A 14,606-nucleotide genomic window follows, 5' to 3' on the forward strand; every position below is an offset into this window, starting at 1 on the left:
CCGGCACCCGTAGCCGCAACTTCAGCCGAAGCGGCGCCAGGCGCTGGAACCGATCGCGCAGGACCACACCCGCCACGCCAGCCGCGAGAGCATCGAGCTCAAGCGGAAGGGCCCAGCCCGGGGTGGCGTACCGCCTGCAGGGTTCCATCCGATCGGTGGGATGGCTGATGTCGGATTGCCGGGGTAGTTCAGGCCACGCACCGGCGCGCGCCACTTCGAAGGCAGGCTGGCGACGATGCCCAGAGCCCACGCTCTTCGGCCGTTGACAGGAACTCGCTTGGGTAGGCCGGTCGCATCGGCTGCGCTGGCGCAGCGGCGACGTCCTTCCGGCTCGCGCGGGAATTCGACGCGGTGCAGACCCATCATGCACCGGTCGACGAGAGCGGCCTGACGGCACCTGCCCTGAAGCACCTGGTGCCACTGCGCCGGGCCAGCGGGCGAAGCCGCGGGCGGTCGGCGGCGGAGCCCGCTACCGGGGCAGACGCCTTTCGGCCAGACCTCGGCTTGCGCCGCCGCAGGCTTGCGCACAGGCGCCGCCGTGGCGCGCACCGGCACCAAGGCATGCCTCGCGGGCCGTCCGGTGGAGCTGTCGGCGAAATCCGCTCACAAACGCTCGACTTTCTCGTTGCGCATCCGGAGCGCGGTAGACGACCCTTTCGGATGTTTGTGTCCACGGCAAGGAGCCTGCAATGAGCAAGATCGTCAGGGCCATCGACGTCGGCTTCGGCAACACGAAGTTCGTCGTCGGGCACACGGAGCAGGAGATCAAGTGCGCGTCCTTCCCGTCGCTGGCCTATACCAGCGCCAAGGACCCGGCGACGAGGCCGGCAGCCGAGCGCCGCAGGACGGTGGCCATCCCGATCGACGGAACCTTCTACGAGGTCGGGCCGGAAGTCCACCTGGCGGCGGACACCTTCCGGGCGACGCAGTTGCACGACCAGTACGTCGAGACGCCCGAGTACATGGCGCTGGCGCGCGGTGCGATGGCCTACATGAAGCTCAGCGCGATCGACCTGCTCGTGGTGGGGCTGCCGGTGTCGTCCTTCCAGGCACGCAAGGCCTATCTGGAGAAGGCGATGGTGGGCGTGCACGATCTCGGCGGCGGCAAGACGGTGGAGGTGAGGAAGGCCGTCGCCGTGGCCCAGCCGCAGGGCGCACTCGTCTACTACACGGCAGCGTACCACAAGCAAAAGAGCATCGAGCACGAGCAGAGCCTCATCATCGATCCGGGCTCGCGCACCTTCGACTGGCTGCTGTCGCGGGGCATGCGGCTGGTCCTGAAGGTCAGCAACTCCGTCAACCGCGGCATGTCCGATGTCCTCAAGACGATCGCCCAGGAGATCAGCAGCGACATCGGCCGGCCCTACAGCGACCTGCCTGCCATCGATGCGGCCTTGCGCACCGGCAAGCCGCTGATGATCTACCAGAAGCCCTACGACCTCGCTCCGATCCTGCCGACCGCGCGCGCGGTCGCGCGCCGCGCCGTCTCGTCGATGATGGAGTGGATCACGGAGGACTACAGCATCCAGAACGTGATCCTCGTCGGTGGCGGCGCGTTCATGTTCAAGGACGCGGTCAAGGCGGCGTTTCCGAACCACAAGATCTACGTGGTGAAGGAGCCGATGTTCGCCAACGTGAAGGGCTTCCAGATCGCGGGGGACAACCTCCTCAAGGCCCAGGGCACTGCCGGCGAGGACCGAGATGGACAGCGATGAGACACGCCGGTCGCAGGCCTTGCGCATCCGCGTCACCCTGGAGCTGAGCCGCAGCGACGATCCTCTCCTGTTCGACGCACTCGTGCAGTTGAAGAAGGGGCGCAGGCGCGTCGCGCGGCTGCGCACCCTGGCCCATGACGGTCTGCTGGCGAGCCAGCTGAAGCTGTCGGGTCCCGCCGCGCCAGCGCCGGCGCAAGCCGGTCCCGCCCTCGGCAGCGAGGACGGGGGCGAGCATGCAGACCTCGCGGCCTTGGACCCCAGCGTGACCTCCGGGCTCTTTGAAGCGCCCCTGAGGGAATGAGCCTCGGGCCGAGCCCTCCGATCCCAGACGCCCCCTTGACGCGTGGGACTCCCGTGAGACCGTGGTGAGACGGAATGCGCAGCGCCCGGCCTGTATGGGACGGCGCGGGACGAACTGAGACCGTGGTCGGGGTGGAGTCGCGCCCGAACGGAATCATGGGATGCCCAGGCGCGGTCCGCGTGGGCGCCGTCGATGGCCGCCCGTTTCGCAACACAGTTCAGGAGAACCATATGAATCCAGTGGTCAGGGCCGTAGACGTCGGGTTCGGCCATACCAAGTTCGTCACGGGGGTGGCCGGCACCGAGATCCGGTGCACGAGCTTTCCTTCGCTGTGCTATCCGGCGGCGAGGGATTCCTCCAAGGCCGCCGCGATCGAGAGCCGCGCGACGATGTGCATCCCCATTGGCGGCCTGTTCTACGAGGTGGGGCCGGATGTCGTGCTCGCCGGCGATGCCTTCCGGCCTTCCCAGATGCACGACCGCTACACGGAGACGCCGGAGTACCTGGCGCTGCTCAGGGGTGCCCTTCGCATGATGAAGGTGTCGGAGATACACCTGCTCGTCGTCGGTCTGCCCGTGGCACTGCTGGCGGCGCGCAAGGCAAAGCTCGAGCGGGCCATGACGGGGACGCACGATGTCGGCGGAGGCCGTCGGGTGGTCGTGCACAAGACCATGGCGGTCGCGCAGCCGCAGGGTGCCCTGGTCTACTTCGCGTCCGTCGCCGGCAAGATGGACCGGATCGCGGGGGAGAACAGTCTCGTGCTCGACCCCGGATACCGGACCTTCGATTGGGTGGTCGCGCGGGGCGTGCGCTTCGTGCAGAAGCGCAGCCATTCCGTGCCCCGAGGCGTTGCGGACGTGCTTCAGGCACTGGCCTCGGAGATCACCTTGGACATCGGCGTTCAGTACAGAGACCTCGATGCGGTCGATGCGGCGCTGCGAGCGGGCAGGGCGCCCACGATCTACCAGCGGCCGTACGACCTGCAACGGATGCGGCCGATGGTCGAGAAGATCACCGGCCAGGCGATCTCGTCGATGCTGCACTGGATCGGAGATGCGACGGGCTTCCACAACATCGTGATGGCCGGTGGCGGCGTCCATCTGTTCAAGGGCGCCGTCCGGGCGGCGTTTCCGCGCCAGCGGGTGCTGGTGCTCCGGGACGGCATGTTCGCCAACGTGCGCGGGTTTCAGATCGCGGGGATGAACTACCTTGCCGGCCGCAGCGGCGCCGATGCCGGAGGTGTGCGATGAGCGAGGAAAGCCGCAACGATGGCACGATCCGGCTCCTGTTCGAGATGTCGCGGGACGACAACCCGCCGCTCTACGACGACCTGATCCGGTTCGGCAAGGGCGTGAAGCGGGTGAACCGGCTGCGTCTGCTGGCACATGAGGGCTTGCGCGCCGTCACCTTGCCGGCGCCGGCGCCCGCAGGGGAGGCGATCGCGGGCCGTCCCGCCACAGAGGCGCCGCAAGCAGTTGCCCCCGCGGGCTTCGGGTCCGGTGCCGTGACCGACCTGGTGTTCGCCGAGCCGCTGGGCGAATAGGGGGCGGTATGGGACATGGAACGATGGATCGCGGCGAGAGCAGCGGTGTCAGTGCATCCGAGTTGGCCGCCATGGGCATGTGCGAGCGCAGGGTGGCTCTGGATCACCGCCACGGACGGAAGGTCTCCGCCGCGCAGCACGAAGCGCTCCAGCGGGGCCTGCGCCTGCACGCCGCATTCGACGCGCAGGCCGCGGCGGAGCGGCCCGGCCGGCGGGGCCGGTGCTTCATCGCGACCCACATCTTCGGAAGTGCCGCCCCGCAAACCGAGGTCCTGCGACGCTATCGGGACGGCGTGCTGCGCACCAGCGGCCCGGGATGCCGCCTGATCGTGTGGTACTACCGCGCAGCGCCGCTCGTCTGTGCCTGGCTTTGCCGCCATCCGTGGGCCTGCATCCCGCTTCGCCACGCCCTGTCGCTGATGGTCTGGTACGCAGGGTGGCGCTGCCGGCGCATGGAGGTGCATCATGTCCGCTGAAGTGGTCGTCGCATGCGGGCTTGCTGTCGGCCTGCTGCTGTGGAGCGCACGGCGTTGGCTCATGGGCCGCCCCAACGGCTGGGCCCGCCTTCCCGGAGAGCTGCGGCGCGCCGAGCTCATCTACAGCGAGCGGCCTTTCCGCGTCGGGGAGCCAGAGGCGATTTCAGCGAAGGTCGACCGTGCGTACCGGCGCCGGGATGGGGTGTTCGTGCTGCTGGAGCTCAAGACGCGCGCGCATGCGCGGGCCTATCCCTCGGACGTGATCGAGCTGTCTGCGCAGCGGATGGCGCTGGGCAGCGAGTCGGGGCAACCCGTCGCGTCGCATGCGTACGTGCTCATTCAGGCCCCGGACGGGCGGTTTCTAGGCTGCCGACGCGTGCGCCTCTTGCCCGCGCGAGAGGTGGTGGCGCTGGCCAGGCGTCGCAGGCAACTGCTGAGGGGAGCCCTTCAGCCACGTGCGAACGGGGCTCCGCATCTGTGCGGGGACTGCGCTCACAGCCAGCGCTGTGGCCGATAGCCGGGCCATCGAACGCAGCGCTTGCCGCTCCGAGGTATCTGCGAGGACGTCGACGGTTGGGCCAGGGCCGGACGGACCGCATGGCTCTACGCCATTGAGGAATCGGCGAGCGCTTTGCGGTCTCCTTTGGGCGGCCGTCAAGCGGCCAGCACGCATTGGGGACGGTTCGCAGCAGCTTCGCATCTGGCGATGAACTCGGCCCAGCGTTCGAGCGCCACGCGGCGTTCGGGTATTTCCTCGCGAACGTCGTAGATGCCTTCCACACCCTTGAGCACGTGGTTGAGCGCGATCTCTGAGATCTCCCGGCTGATGCCCATGTTGCGCATGTGGCCCTTGGCCGTGCTGCGCGTGTCGTGCGGCGTGAAGCGCCGGATCTCGATGTCGCCCCGCTCGAAAGCGCGCGTGATGGCGGCCCACAAGGTCGTGCCGCCCACATGGATGTCGCCGCCGAAGCGCCGCCTGCGGCGCTCCACGCGGCAGGGCAGCACCCAATCGGAGTCGCCCGCCAGTTCCTTGAGCTCCTTGAACCAACCGACCACCGTGGGCGTGAGGGGCACGAGAAAGCCTGCCCGTGTCTTGACCACGGTATCCGGCACCCACCAGTCTCCCTTGTCGAGATCCACGTGCTCCCAGCGGGCCTTCGACAGTTCGACGGAGCGGACGCAGGTCGCCAGCAAGATCCGGAAGGCCAGGGCGTTCTCGAAGCCGATGTCCTCGATGTCCTTCAGCAGGATGCAGAGTTCGTCTTCCGAGAGCATGACCCGCTTGCGCACGGGTGGACGCGGTCCCATCAAGGAGGTGATGTCGATCCCCAGGGCCGGATTCGAATAGATCAGCTTCTTGCCACAAGCGTGTGCGAACAACTGCTTGCAGGAGGTCAGGATCCGCTTCGATACGGTCCAACTGCGTTCCGCGGATTCGATGACATGCACGACGTGGGCTGGCGAAACCTTGTCCACGCGCATCGAGCCGAGCTTGGGTAGGATCACGTTTTCCAGATCCCACTTGCGGTAGTAGATGGTGCCCACGGCGAGATCGTCCGGACCGAGCTTCTTCTCCTTGAAGTCTGCAATCAGCGCGCGGACCGTCCAAGACATCTTGGACTCCATCTTCACGACCTTCTTACGGTTCGCGGGGTCTTCGCCTCGGTCGATGGCTGCGCGTTCCTCGCGCGCTATCTGCCTGGCCTTAGCAAGGGAAACGTCCGGGTAGTTGCCTATCGTCAGCTCTCGCCGACGACTACCTGGCAGGCTGTACCGGAGCACCCAGGCCGCGGTTCCCGAGGCGGACAGCGTGAACGTCAGTCCGTCGCCATCGGACTTGGCGACCGGCGCTCCCTGCTTCATCCAGTGCTTGATCTGGATGTCGTCGAGTAAATGAACTTGCTTGCCCATGTTTGCGTCTCCCACCCCAGGCAAGGCCTCACCTGCGGCTATATTGGAGACACTCTACGCCGTTCCAGGACTGGTAGCTAGACCTAGAGAATCCGCCTAGCTACCAGCGTAGCTACCGGCAGATCACGCGCTTGGATGCGCTCTCGTGAGACGCTATGATCCAATAACTCATTGTCAGCAAAGGAGATTTAATACTTTGCTGACACGTCGTTGGAGGATGTGGGGCCACTGTTGATATTCCAGGTGGCGAGCTTCATGGCGGGGCTATCAAGGTAAGAGACGAGGGCGCGGCGGTGCGGTCAGCCGCGCCGGTAGCTGACGAAGGAGAACGGCAGGCCACCGGGGGTGGACTGCTGCACGGGCGAGCGGGCGGTTTCCCGCCATTCGGGGCCGAGCACGGGGGCGAAGGCGTCGGCGACGAAGTCCTGGTGGATCTCGGTCACCTCCACGCCGTCGGCGAGCGGCAGGGCCTGGGCATAGATCTGCGCGCCGCCCATGGCCCAGACGGCTTCGCCGTGCGGCCGGGCCAGTTCCAGCGCGTGTTCCAGGCTGCAGGCGCGCAGCGCGCCCTCGGCCTGCCAGGCGTCCTGGCGCGTGACCACGATGTTGGTGCGGCCGGGCAGCGGGCGAAAGCGTGCGGGCAGCGAATCCCAGGTCCTGCGCCCCATGATCACCGTGCCGCCCATGGTGAGCTGCTTGAAATGCGCCAGGTCTTCCGGCAGGTGCCAGGGCATGGCGTTGTTCAGGCCGATGCCGCCGTTGGCGGCGCGTGCGTAGATGAGTCGCAAGGTCATGATGCTGCGTGGTGCCGGCTTCGTGGGAACGGCATCACAGGTGCATGGCCGCGACCACGCCCAGGGCCATGCCCAGGCCCGCGACGCCGTACATGCCCCACTGCAGCCACTTGCGGCGCGTGAGCAGCGCGATGGCCGCCAGCGCGATGGCGACCTGCAGCACCGTGGTGGCCTGCGCCCAGCGGTGGTGCTGGTGCATCTGCGCTTCGCTCTGTTCGTCCAGCCCTTGCGACTGGGCTTCCAGCGCCTCGGCCTTCTTCTTGATGTCGTTCTTTTCCAGCTCGTAGCGGTCCAGCTTGGCCTGCAGCTCGGGCTTGCGGTTGTCCGCGGCCAGATCGCGTGCCAGCTCGGTCACGGACTGCTTGGTGCTCTTGGACTGGTAGTAGGCCCACTGGTTGGCCGCCTCGGTCTTCTTGATGGCGGCGTCGTTCTTGATGAGGCCGGCATTGGCCTGCGTGGCGCCGCCCATGTAGGAAAAGATGGCGCCCACCGTGGCGATGATGGCCGTCGCCATGGCGATGCGGTTGGTCATCGAGCCGTGGTCGGCATCGGTGGGATGGGCGTGCTGGGCGGCATGCTCGACCGCGTGGTCGTGCGGCCCATGGACGTGGAAGCCGTGGGAGGACATGGGGTGGGATCGCTGGAAAGTAGAGGAAGAGGAAAAGGCCCGGGCACCGCCCGGGCGCTTCAGACCGCGACCGGCGCCTTGATGGCCGGATGGTGCTCGTAGCCGCGCACCTCGAAGTCTTCGAACTGGTAGTCGAACAGGCTCTCGGGCCGGCGCAGGATGTGCAGCGTGGGGTAGGGGTGCGGCGCGCGCGACAGCTGCAGTTCCACCTGCTCGAAGTGGTTGCTGTAGATGTGGCAGTCGCCGCCCGTCCAGATGAAGTCGCCCACGTCCAGGTTGCATTGCTGCGCCACCATGTGCGTCAGCAGCGCGTAGCTGGCGATGTTGAAGGGCACGCCCAGGAAGATGTCCGCGCTGCGCTGGTAGAGCTGGCAACTCAAGCGGCCTCGCTCGCCCGCAGCCTGCGGCGGCGCCACGTAGAACTGGAAGAAGGCGTGGCAGGGCATGAGCGCCATCTTGTCCAGATCGGCCACGTTCCAGGCGCTCACGATGATGCGGCGCGAGTCGGGGTTGGTCTTGAGCGTCTGCACCACCTGGCTGATCTGGTCGATGTGGCCGCCGTCCGGCGTGGGCCAGCTGCGCCACTGCACGCCATAGACGGGGCCCAGGTCGCCGTCCTCGCGCGCCCATTCGTCCCAGATGGTGACGCCGCGTTCCTTGAGCCACAGGTTGCTGCTGGAGCCTGTGAGGAACCACAGCAGCTCGGTGATGATGGACCGGAGGTGGACCTTCTTGGTCGTGACCAGCGGAAAGCCCTCGTTCAGGTCGAAGCGCATCTGGTAGCCGAACACGCTGCGGGTGCCGGTGCCGGTGCGGTCGCCCTTGGACACGCCATGGGTATAGACGTGGCGCATGAAATCTTCGTACTGGGAGCGCACGGGGCGGGAGGTGTCGGTCATGGGCGGAGGGCGCTCGGGCAGCGCGTTCGCAACGTTGGAAAGGCCGCGATTTTAGGCTGCGAGCCTGAAGCCCTGCCGGTGGCGCTGCAAGGGCCTTGAGGGCGAAGGCGCTAAGCTTGGGCGATGACCCATTCCACGGCCCGCCGGGCCGGCCTTGCCACCATGTCTTTCGCCAAGTCGTCCCTTGCTTTCGTCTCTCTCGCCGCCGTGCTGGCGGGCTGCGCCAGCAACGTTCCTCTCACGCCTGCAGCGCCCCCCGCGCCTGCGGCACAGGCTGCGCAGGCGCCCCGGGCCGCAGCCGCACCGGCAGCAGCCGACCCGTGGGCGGGCGTGCCGGCGCTGGTGGGCACCTATCCGTCTGACGGCGTGGACTTCCTGCGCACCGGCCCCATCGCCGAGCGGCTCCAGGGGCTGCTCGGGCCCGTCAACTACCCGGTGTTCGTGAAGAACATGGGCACCAGCGGCCCGCTGCGCAAAGAGGGCTCGCTCTTCTACATCATGGGCAACCGCCCGCACCAGGGCGGCGAGGAATCGGCCGCCATGGTGCTGGACCCCAAGCGCGATGCCATGCGCGCCTGGCTGCAGACGGGCGACGAGGAATGGGACGTGCAGGACGCCGGCCCGGCCGTGCCGCTGCCGGCCGAGGTGCGGCAGTTCATGCAGAACGCCCGCGGGGGCTGAGCGCCCGCCCGGGGCGGCTCCTCAGCCCTGCGGCTGCGGCTGAAGCTGCGGGGCCGCCACCGGCAGCAGGCACTGCGGGTTCATGAGTCCCTGCGGATCGAGCGCTCCCTTGATGGCGCGCATCATCATGAGCGCCACGGGCGACTGGTACTGCTGCAGCTTGTCCACCTTGAGCGCGCCCACGCCGTGCTCGGCCGAGAACGAACCGCCGAACTTCGCCACCGCCTCATAGACCAGATCGTTCACGCGGGCTTCCTCGTCGCGCAGGAAGGCCTTGGGGTCGCCCTCGGCCGGGGCCTGCACGTTGTAGTGCAGGTTGCCGTCGCCCAGGTGGCCGAAGTTCACCAGCCGCACGCCCGCGATCTCGCGCTGCAGCAGCGCGTCGGCATAGTCCACGAAGGCCGGGATGCGCGAGATGGGCACGGAAATATCGTGCTTGATGTTCAGCCCTTCCTCGGCCTGGGCCAGCGGAATGCTCTCGCGGATGTGCCAGAGCTGGTGCGCCTGCGCCAGGTTCTCGGCCACCACGGCGTCGCTCACGCAGCCGGCGTCGAAGGCGGTTTCCAAGAGTGCTTCGAAGCGCGCGCGGGCGTGGTCCTCGGATTCGCTGTCGCTGTTTTCCAGCAGCACGGCGTAGGGCACGTCGGCCTGGTCGATGAAGGGCACGCGCAGCTGCGGCATGTGGCGTGCGACCAGGCTCAGGGCGAAGCGGCCCATCACCTCGAAGCCGGTCAGGCCCGCGCCCAGGTGCTTGTGCGCCAGCGCCAGCAGCTGCACGGCGTGCTCCATCGACGGCACGGCGGCCCAGGCGGTGAGGCTGGCGGCGGGCTGGGGAAAGAGCTTCATCGTCGCCGCGGTGATGATGCCCAGCGTGCCTTCGCTGCCGATGAAGAGGTCGCGCAGGTCGTAGCCGGTGTTGTCCTTGCGCAGGCCCTTGAGGCCGTCCCAGATTTCGCCCTGGGGCGTGACCACTTCCAGCCCCAGGCAGAGTTCGCGCGCATTGCCGTAGCGCAGCACCTGCGTGCCGCCGGCATTGGTGGCCAGGTTGCCGCCGATGGTGCAGCTGCCTTCGGCCGCCAGGCTCAGGGGAAAGAGCAGGCCGGCCTTTTCCGCCGTGTCCTGCACGTTCTGCAGGATGGCGCCGGCCTCCACGGTCAGCGTGAGGTTGTCGGCATCCACGGCGCGCACGGCGTTCATGCGCGCGAGGCTCAGCAGCACCTGGGTGCCGGAGGCATCGGGGATGGAGCCCACCGACAGGCCCGTGTTGCCGCCCTGCGGCACGATGGCCGCGCCCGCTGCGGCGCAGGCGCGCACCACGGCGGCCACTTCCTGCGTGCTGGCCGGGCGCACCACGGCCAGCGCCTTGCCGCGCGCACGGCGGCGCCAGTCCTGCTCCCAGGCGGTGAGGTCGCCTTCGGTCAGCACATGGGCGGCGCCGACGGTCTGGCGCAGGGTGTCGATCAGCGGATGGGACATGGCGTTCTCGGTCTCTCGCGAAAAAACGGTAGGTGGATGCGTTGAGGGGCGGGCGTGGGGCCGGGCCGTTCGTCGTCGTCGTTATTTTTTGTTTTGCGGATTCGGAAATCAGGGCGCGGTGGCCGCAGCCGCCGTGCCGGCCGCCCGGGCATGGCGCTGGCGCAGCCGCACGTGCAGCGCGCAGGCGGTGAAGAGCAGCAGGCACAGCGCCACCTCGGCCAGCGCCAGCCAGCGGCCCGTGCCGATGTCGCTCCACGCGCGCACCACGCCTTCGGTGAAATAGAGCCACACCACCAGGCTGACCCAGCGGTAGGTGTACATGCGCCGCTTGAGCAGCCCCGCCAGCGGAAAGGCCAGCGGCAGCGCCTTGAGCGCCAGCCACGAGCCGCCCGGGCGCAGGGGCGCGAGCCACAGCTCCCAGGCCAGGCTGAGCACGATGAGGCCCAGCAGGCTGCCCACCGCCAGCCAGCGGGTGGCGGCGACGTCCTGGGCGGGGAGAGGCGGGGAAGAGGGCATGCGCGTGTGCGGTGGATGGTGGTGGACGGCGGGCGAGAGGCCTTGCTGTGCGAGGCGATGCGCCGGCCGGTGCCGCGGCGGATGGCCGGGGGCCGGCGGCGCCGCGGATGGAATCGGGGATCATATCGGCCATGAGCATTTCCCTGCAGGCCGCCGTGCTGCGCTTCGAGGCGTGGCTGGCGCAGCTTTCCCACTTTCCGTGGCGCACCACGGCGCACACGCTGCGCGAGCGTTTCCGCGAAGACCGGCTGGGCCTCACGGCCAGCAGCCTCACCTTCACCACGCTGCTGGCGCTGGTGCCGTTCTTCACCGTGGCGCTGGCGCTGTTCACGGCCTTTCCCATCTTCGGGCAGATGCAGTTCTCGCTGCAGCGCTGGCTGGTCGAAAGCCTGGTGCCCGACAGCATCTCCCGCCCCGTGCTGGGCTACCTCACGCAGTTCGCGGCCAAGGCCAGCGGGCTAGGGGTGGCGGGCTTCTCCATCCTGCTGGTGACGGCGCTGGCGCTCATCCTGACCATCGACCGCACGCTCAACAACATCTGGCGCGTGCCCCGGCTGCGCCCGCTGGGCCAGCGGGTGCTGATCTACTGGGCGGTCATCACGCTGGGGCCGCTGGTGCTGGCCAGCAGCCTGGCGCTGACCACCTCGGTGGCGTCGGCGGCCTCGCGCGGCATCGGCGAGACGCTGCCCGGCGGCGCGCGCTTTCTGTTCGATGCCATCGAATTCTTCGTGCTGGCGGCCGGCACCGCCGCGCTCTACCGCTACGTGCCCAACACCCAGGTGAGCTGGCGGCATGCCTGGGCGGGCGGGGTGTTCGTCTCCATCGGCATCGAGCTGGCCAAGAAGGTGCTGGGCCTGTACATCGCCTCGGTGCCGACCTATTCCGTGCTCTACGGCACCTTCGCCACGCTGCCCATTCTGCTGCTGTGGGTCTATGTGGCCTGGGTCATCGTGCTGCTGGGCGCCGTGGTGGCGGCCTACCTGCCCAGCCTGCTGGCGGGCGTGGCGCGCAGCGCCAGCGGCCAGGGCTGGACCTTCCAGCTGGCGGTGGAGGCGCTGCAGCTGCTGCACGCGGCGCGGGTGACGCCCGAGCGGGGCTGGCCGGCCGCGCGCCTGGCGCAGGCGTTGAGGGTGGACGTGCTGCAGCTCGAACCCGTGCTGCAGGTGCTCACGGCGCTGGACTGGGCCGTGCAGGTGAACGAGGCCGCCGCCGGCGCGCCCGAAAGCGCCGAGCCGCGCTACGTGCTGGTGGCGGACCCGGAAAGCACCCCGCTGGAGCCGCTGGTGCGGCGCCTGCTGATCGAGCGGGCCGAGAGCCTGGAGCGCTTCTGGGGCAATGCGGGGCTGGAGGTCATCAAGCTGGCCGACGTGCTGCCCCGGCCGCCGCGCCTGCCGTATGCCGGTGCGGCATGATTGCTATCTATTTAATAGCTTAATGCCCTTGATTCGCAAGGGCTACGGGGCGATTTGACCTGAATTTTGCAGCTGCCGCGCCGCCGCCGAGCCGCTGAGCACCGCCCCTTCCAGCGTCGCCGGATAAGGCCCTTGCACATAGTCGCCGCAGGCCAGCAGGCGCGGGGCGACGGCCTGCGCGGGGCGCTGCAGGCCGGGTGTGCAGGCGAAGGTGGCGCGCTTTTCCACCACGGTGCGCAGCACGCGCAGGGCCGGCAGGCCGAGTTCTTCGGCCGCCTGCTGCAGCACCTGGCGCTCCAGCGCCTCGCGTTCGCCCTCGAAGGCGCTCACCACGAAGGCCAGCAGCCCGGCCGGCCCACCCAGTCGGGCGCGGTCGAACACGAACTGTGCCGGCCGATCGGCTCTGGCGCGCAGCGCCAGCATGGGCGCGGGCAGCAGCGGGCCCGGGGCCCCGGCCTGCTGCGCATAGACCGTGGCGATGGCCGTGTGGCGCAGCGCGTCGGCACCGTCGGCCCAGGCATGCAGGGCGGTGGCATCGCCGGCGGGGGCTGCGCCGCGCACCAGCCGGGCGGCCTCTGGCGCGGGCGTGGCCAGCAGCACCGCCTCGAAGGCCTCGCGGCCCTGGCGGGTCTCGACCTGCCAGCCGCCGCCTTCGGCCGGATGCAGCGCCGCCACCCGCTCGCCGCTGCGCACCGTGTGGCCGTTTTCGCGCAGCCACTGCGCGGCGGGTTCGGGCAAGAGCGCGCCCAGGTCGGCGCGCGGCAGCAGCAGGTGCGAGCCGCCGCGCCCGCTGAACAGGCTGTCGCGCAGCACGCGCAGAAACACCTGGCCGCTGGATTGGTGGGCCGGCGTGTTCAGCGCCGAAACGCAGAGCGGGTCGATGAATTCTTCCTGCAGCCGCCGCGGCAGATGCGCGCAGAGCTGCGCGACGCTGGCCGAGGGCGCGCAGGCGAAGCCGCCCAGCCGCCAGGCCGCCGCCGTGCGCAGCAGCGCCGCGCGCTCGCGCCAGCCCCAGCCGCGCGCGCGGGCGATGCCCCAGAGCGCATCCCAGGGCGGCGCCCAGTCGGGCAGCTGCAGGCCGGAGCCGTCGGCATAGCGCAGCGCCAGCGGCAGGCGCAGCAGCGCAGGCGATTCGGCCACGCCCACCGAGCGCATCAGCGCCAGGCATTCGGCATACGCGCCGATCAGGATGTGCTGGCCGTTGTCGAGGGTGAGGGGCTGGCCGCCATCGCCTTCGGCCGTCAGGGCGCGGGCCCGGCCGCCCAGGGTGCGTGCGGCCTCGAAGACGGTCACGCCGTGGCCGGCCCGGGCCGCGCCCAGCGCAGCCGCCAGGCCCGCCCAGCCGGCGCCGACGACGGCGACGCGCATGGCTACATGCGCCCCAGCGCCTGCATCTTCCAGGCCAGCCAGAACTTGCGCAGCGGCGTGAGCGCGATGCGCTGGTGCAGCACCTGGAAGTTCTCGGCCTCGATCTCGCGCAGCAGCGTGCGGTAGATGCTGGCCATCATCAGGCCGGGCTTCTGCGCGCGGCGGTCGGCGTCGGGCAGCAGGGCCAGGGCCTCGTCGTAGAGGCGGTGGGCGCGCTCGGCCTGGAAGCGCATCAGCGCGGTGAAGCGGTCCGAATACTGGCGCTTGAGGATCTCGTGCGCCTTCACATCGAACTGCTGCAGCTCCGAGACGGGCAGGTAGATGCGGCCCATCATGGCGTCCTCGCCCACGTCGCGGATGATGTTGGTGAGCTGGAAGGCCAGGCCCAGGCGGTGGGCGTATTCGGTGGTGGCGGCCTCGGCCTGGCCGAAGATGCGCGCGGCCACCTCGCCCACCACGCCGGCCACCAGGTGGCAGTAGCGCGAGAGGCCCGCGAAGTCGAGGTAGCGGGTCTGCTCCAGATCCATCTGGCAGCCTTCGATCACGGCCTGCAGGTGGCGCTCCTCGATGCCGTAGCCGGCGGTGTGCGGCATCAGCGCCTGCATCACCGGGTGCGTGGCCTGGCCCGCAAAGGACTTGGCGACTTCGGCCTGCCACCAGGCGAGCTTGGTGCGGGCCACGCCCGCGTCCGAGACTTCATCGACCACGTCGTCCACCTCGCGGCAGAACGCATAGAAGGCGGTGATGGCGGCGCGGCGCGCGGCGGGCAGGAACAGGAAGGCGTAATAGAAGCTGCTGCCGGAGCCGGCGGCTTTTTGCTGGACGTACTGTTCCGGTGTCATAGGAGCCGGATTGTCCCATGGGGCCGGGGCCTGCCGGCCGTGGC

General features: G+C 69.1%; 16 protein-coding genes. 8 read left to right on the forward strand and 8 right to left on the reverse strand.

The window, feature by feature from the left end:
* Nucleotides 1-689 precede the first annotated feature (689 nt).
* The 6 genes from BM070_RS11645 (at nt 690) to BM070_RS11670 (ending at nt 4,552) form a co-directional block, all read left to right on the forward strand.
* Complete coding sequence (locus tag BM070_RS11645; protein WP_059400431.1) at nt 690-1,715, forward strand: PRTRC system protein D; 1,026 nt, start codon at nt 690-692, stop codon at nt 1,713-1,715.
* Nucleotides 1,702-2,016: a hypothetical protein gene (locus tag BM070_RS11650; RefSeq protein WP_059400432.1), complete on the forward strand. Its 315-nt coding sequence runs from the start codon at nt 1,702-1,704 to the stop codon at nt 2,014-2,016. The genes BM070_RS11645 and BM070_RS11650 overlap by 14 nt, the downstream gene beginning before the upstream one ends.
* Before the next feature lie 230 nt (nt 2,017-2,246).
* Nucleotides 2,247-3,266 carry a PRTRC system protein D gene (locus tag BM070_RS11655; RefSeq protein ID WP_059400433.1) on the forward strand — a complete coding sequence of 340 codons (1,020 nt, stop codon included), beginning with the start codon at nt 2,247-2,249 and terminating at the stop codon, nt 3,264-3,266.
* The gene (locus BM070_RS11660; RefSeq protein ID WP_059400434.1) at nt 3,263-3,559 is read left to right on the forward strand and encodes a hypothetical protein; all 297 of its coding nucleotides are present in this window, start codon (nt 3,263-3,265) and stop codon (nt 3,557-3,559) included. Before BM070_RS11655 ends, BM070_RS11660 begins: the two co-directional genes overlap by 4 nt.
* A gap of 23 nt (nt 3,560-3,582) precedes the next feature.
* On the forward strand, nt 3,583-4,035 hold the full coding sequence (locus tag BM070_RS11665) for a CFI-box-CTERM domain-containing protein (protein WP_059400435.1): 453 nt from the start codon (nt 3,583-3,585) through the stop codon (nt 4,033-4,035).
* Entirely contained in the window at nt 4,025-4,552 is a 528-nt protein-coding gene (locus tag BM070_RS11670; RefSeq protein WP_059400436.1) for a PD-(D/E)XK nuclease family protein, read from the forward strand. Before BM070_RS11665 ends, BM070_RS11670 begins: the two co-directional genes overlap by 11 nt.
* Before the next feature lie 137 nt (nt 4,553-4,689).
* Here BM070_RS11670 and BM070_RS11675 read toward each other — a convergent pair whose 3' ends face one another.
* The 4 genes from BM070_RS11675 to BM070_RS11690 form a co-directional block, all read right to left on the reverse strand.
* On the reverse strand, nt 4,690-5,946 hold the full coding sequence (locus BM070_RS11675) for a tyrosine-type recombinase/integrase (RefSeq protein WP_059400437.1): 1,257 nt from the start codon (nt 5,944-5,946) through the stop codon (nt 4,690-4,692).
* Between the two features lie 299 nt (nt 5,947-6,245).
* A complete protein-coding gene (locus BM070_RS11680) occupies nt 6,246-6,740 on the reverse strand; it encodes a dihydrofolate reductase (protein WP_092939586.1) in 495 nt (164 codons plus the stop codon).
* Nucleotides 6,741-6,774: 34 nt separating this feature from the next.
* Nucleotides 6,775-7,368: a DUF4337 domain-containing protein gene (locus BM070_RS11685; RefSeq protein WP_092939587.1), complete on the reverse strand. Its 594-nt coding sequence runs from the start codon at nt 7,366-7,368 to the stop codon at nt 6,775-6,777.
* Between the two features lie 59 nt (nt 7,369-7,427).
* Nucleotides 7,428-8,267, reverse strand: coding sequence for a thymidylate synthase (locus BM070_RS11690; RefSeq protein ID WP_092939588.1), 840 nt, complete (start codon nt 8,265-8,267; stop codon nt 7,428-7,430).
* Nucleotides 8,268-8,390: 123 nt separating this feature from the next.
* On the opposite strand from BM070_RS11690, the gene BM070_RS11695 reads away from it, so the two are divergent.
* Nucleotides 8,391-8,948 (forward strand): Ivy family c-type lysozyme inhibitor, encoded by a 558-nt coding sequence (locus tag BM070_RS11695; protein ID WP_245785188.1) that lies wholly within the window; start codon nt 8,391-8,393, stop codon nt 8,946-8,948.
* A 21-nt stretch (nt 8,949-8,969) separates the two neighbouring features.
* Here the strand turns inward: BM070_RS11695 and BM070_RS11700 are convergent, their stop codons facing one another.
* Complete coding sequence (locus tag BM070_RS11700; RefSeq protein WP_092939589.1) at nt 8,970-10,424, reverse strand: FAD-binding oxidoreductase; 1,455 nt, start codon at nt 10,422-10,424, stop codon at nt 8,970-8,972.
* Between the two features lie 108 nt (nt 10,425-10,532).
* Nucleotides 10,533-10,940 carry a DUF2069 domain-containing protein gene (locus BM070_RS11705; protein WP_092939590.1) on the reverse strand — a complete coding sequence of 136 codons (408 nt, stop codon included), beginning with the start codon at nt 10,938-10,940 and terminating at the stop codon, nt 10,533-10,535.
* A gap of 131 nt (nt 10,941-11,071) precedes the next feature.
* Between BM070_RS11705 and BM070_RS11710 the strand changes: the two genes are divergently transcribed.
* Nucleotides 11,072-12,352: a YihY family inner membrane protein gene (locus BM070_RS11710; protein WP_092939591.1), complete on the forward strand. Its 1,281-nt coding sequence runs from the start codon at nt 11,072-11,074 to the stop codon at nt 12,350-12,352.
* 42 nt (nt 12,353-12,394) lie between these two features.
* Here the strand turns inward: BM070_RS11710 and hpnE are convergent, their stop codons facing one another.
* On the reverse strand, nt 12,395-13,720 hold the full coding sequence (hpnE, locus tag BM070_RS11715; RefSeq protein ID WP_092939592.1) for a hydroxysqualene dehydroxylase HpnE: 1,326 nt from the start codon (nt 13,718-13,720) through the stop codon (nt 12,395-12,397).
* 2 nt (nt 13,721-13,722) lie between these two features.
* A complete protein-coding gene (gene hpnD, locus BM070_RS11720) occupies nt 13,723-14,562 on the reverse strand; it encodes a presqualene diphosphate synthase HpnD (protein WP_092939593.1) in 840 nt (279 codons plus the stop codon).
* Between the last annotated feature and the right edge of the window lie 44 nt (nt 14,563-14,606).

The organism is Paracidovorax wautersii, assembly GCF_900113035.1.
GTDB lineage: Bacteria > Pseudomonadota > Gammaproteobacteria > Burkholderiales > Burkholderiaceae_C > Paracidovorax > Paracidovorax wautersii.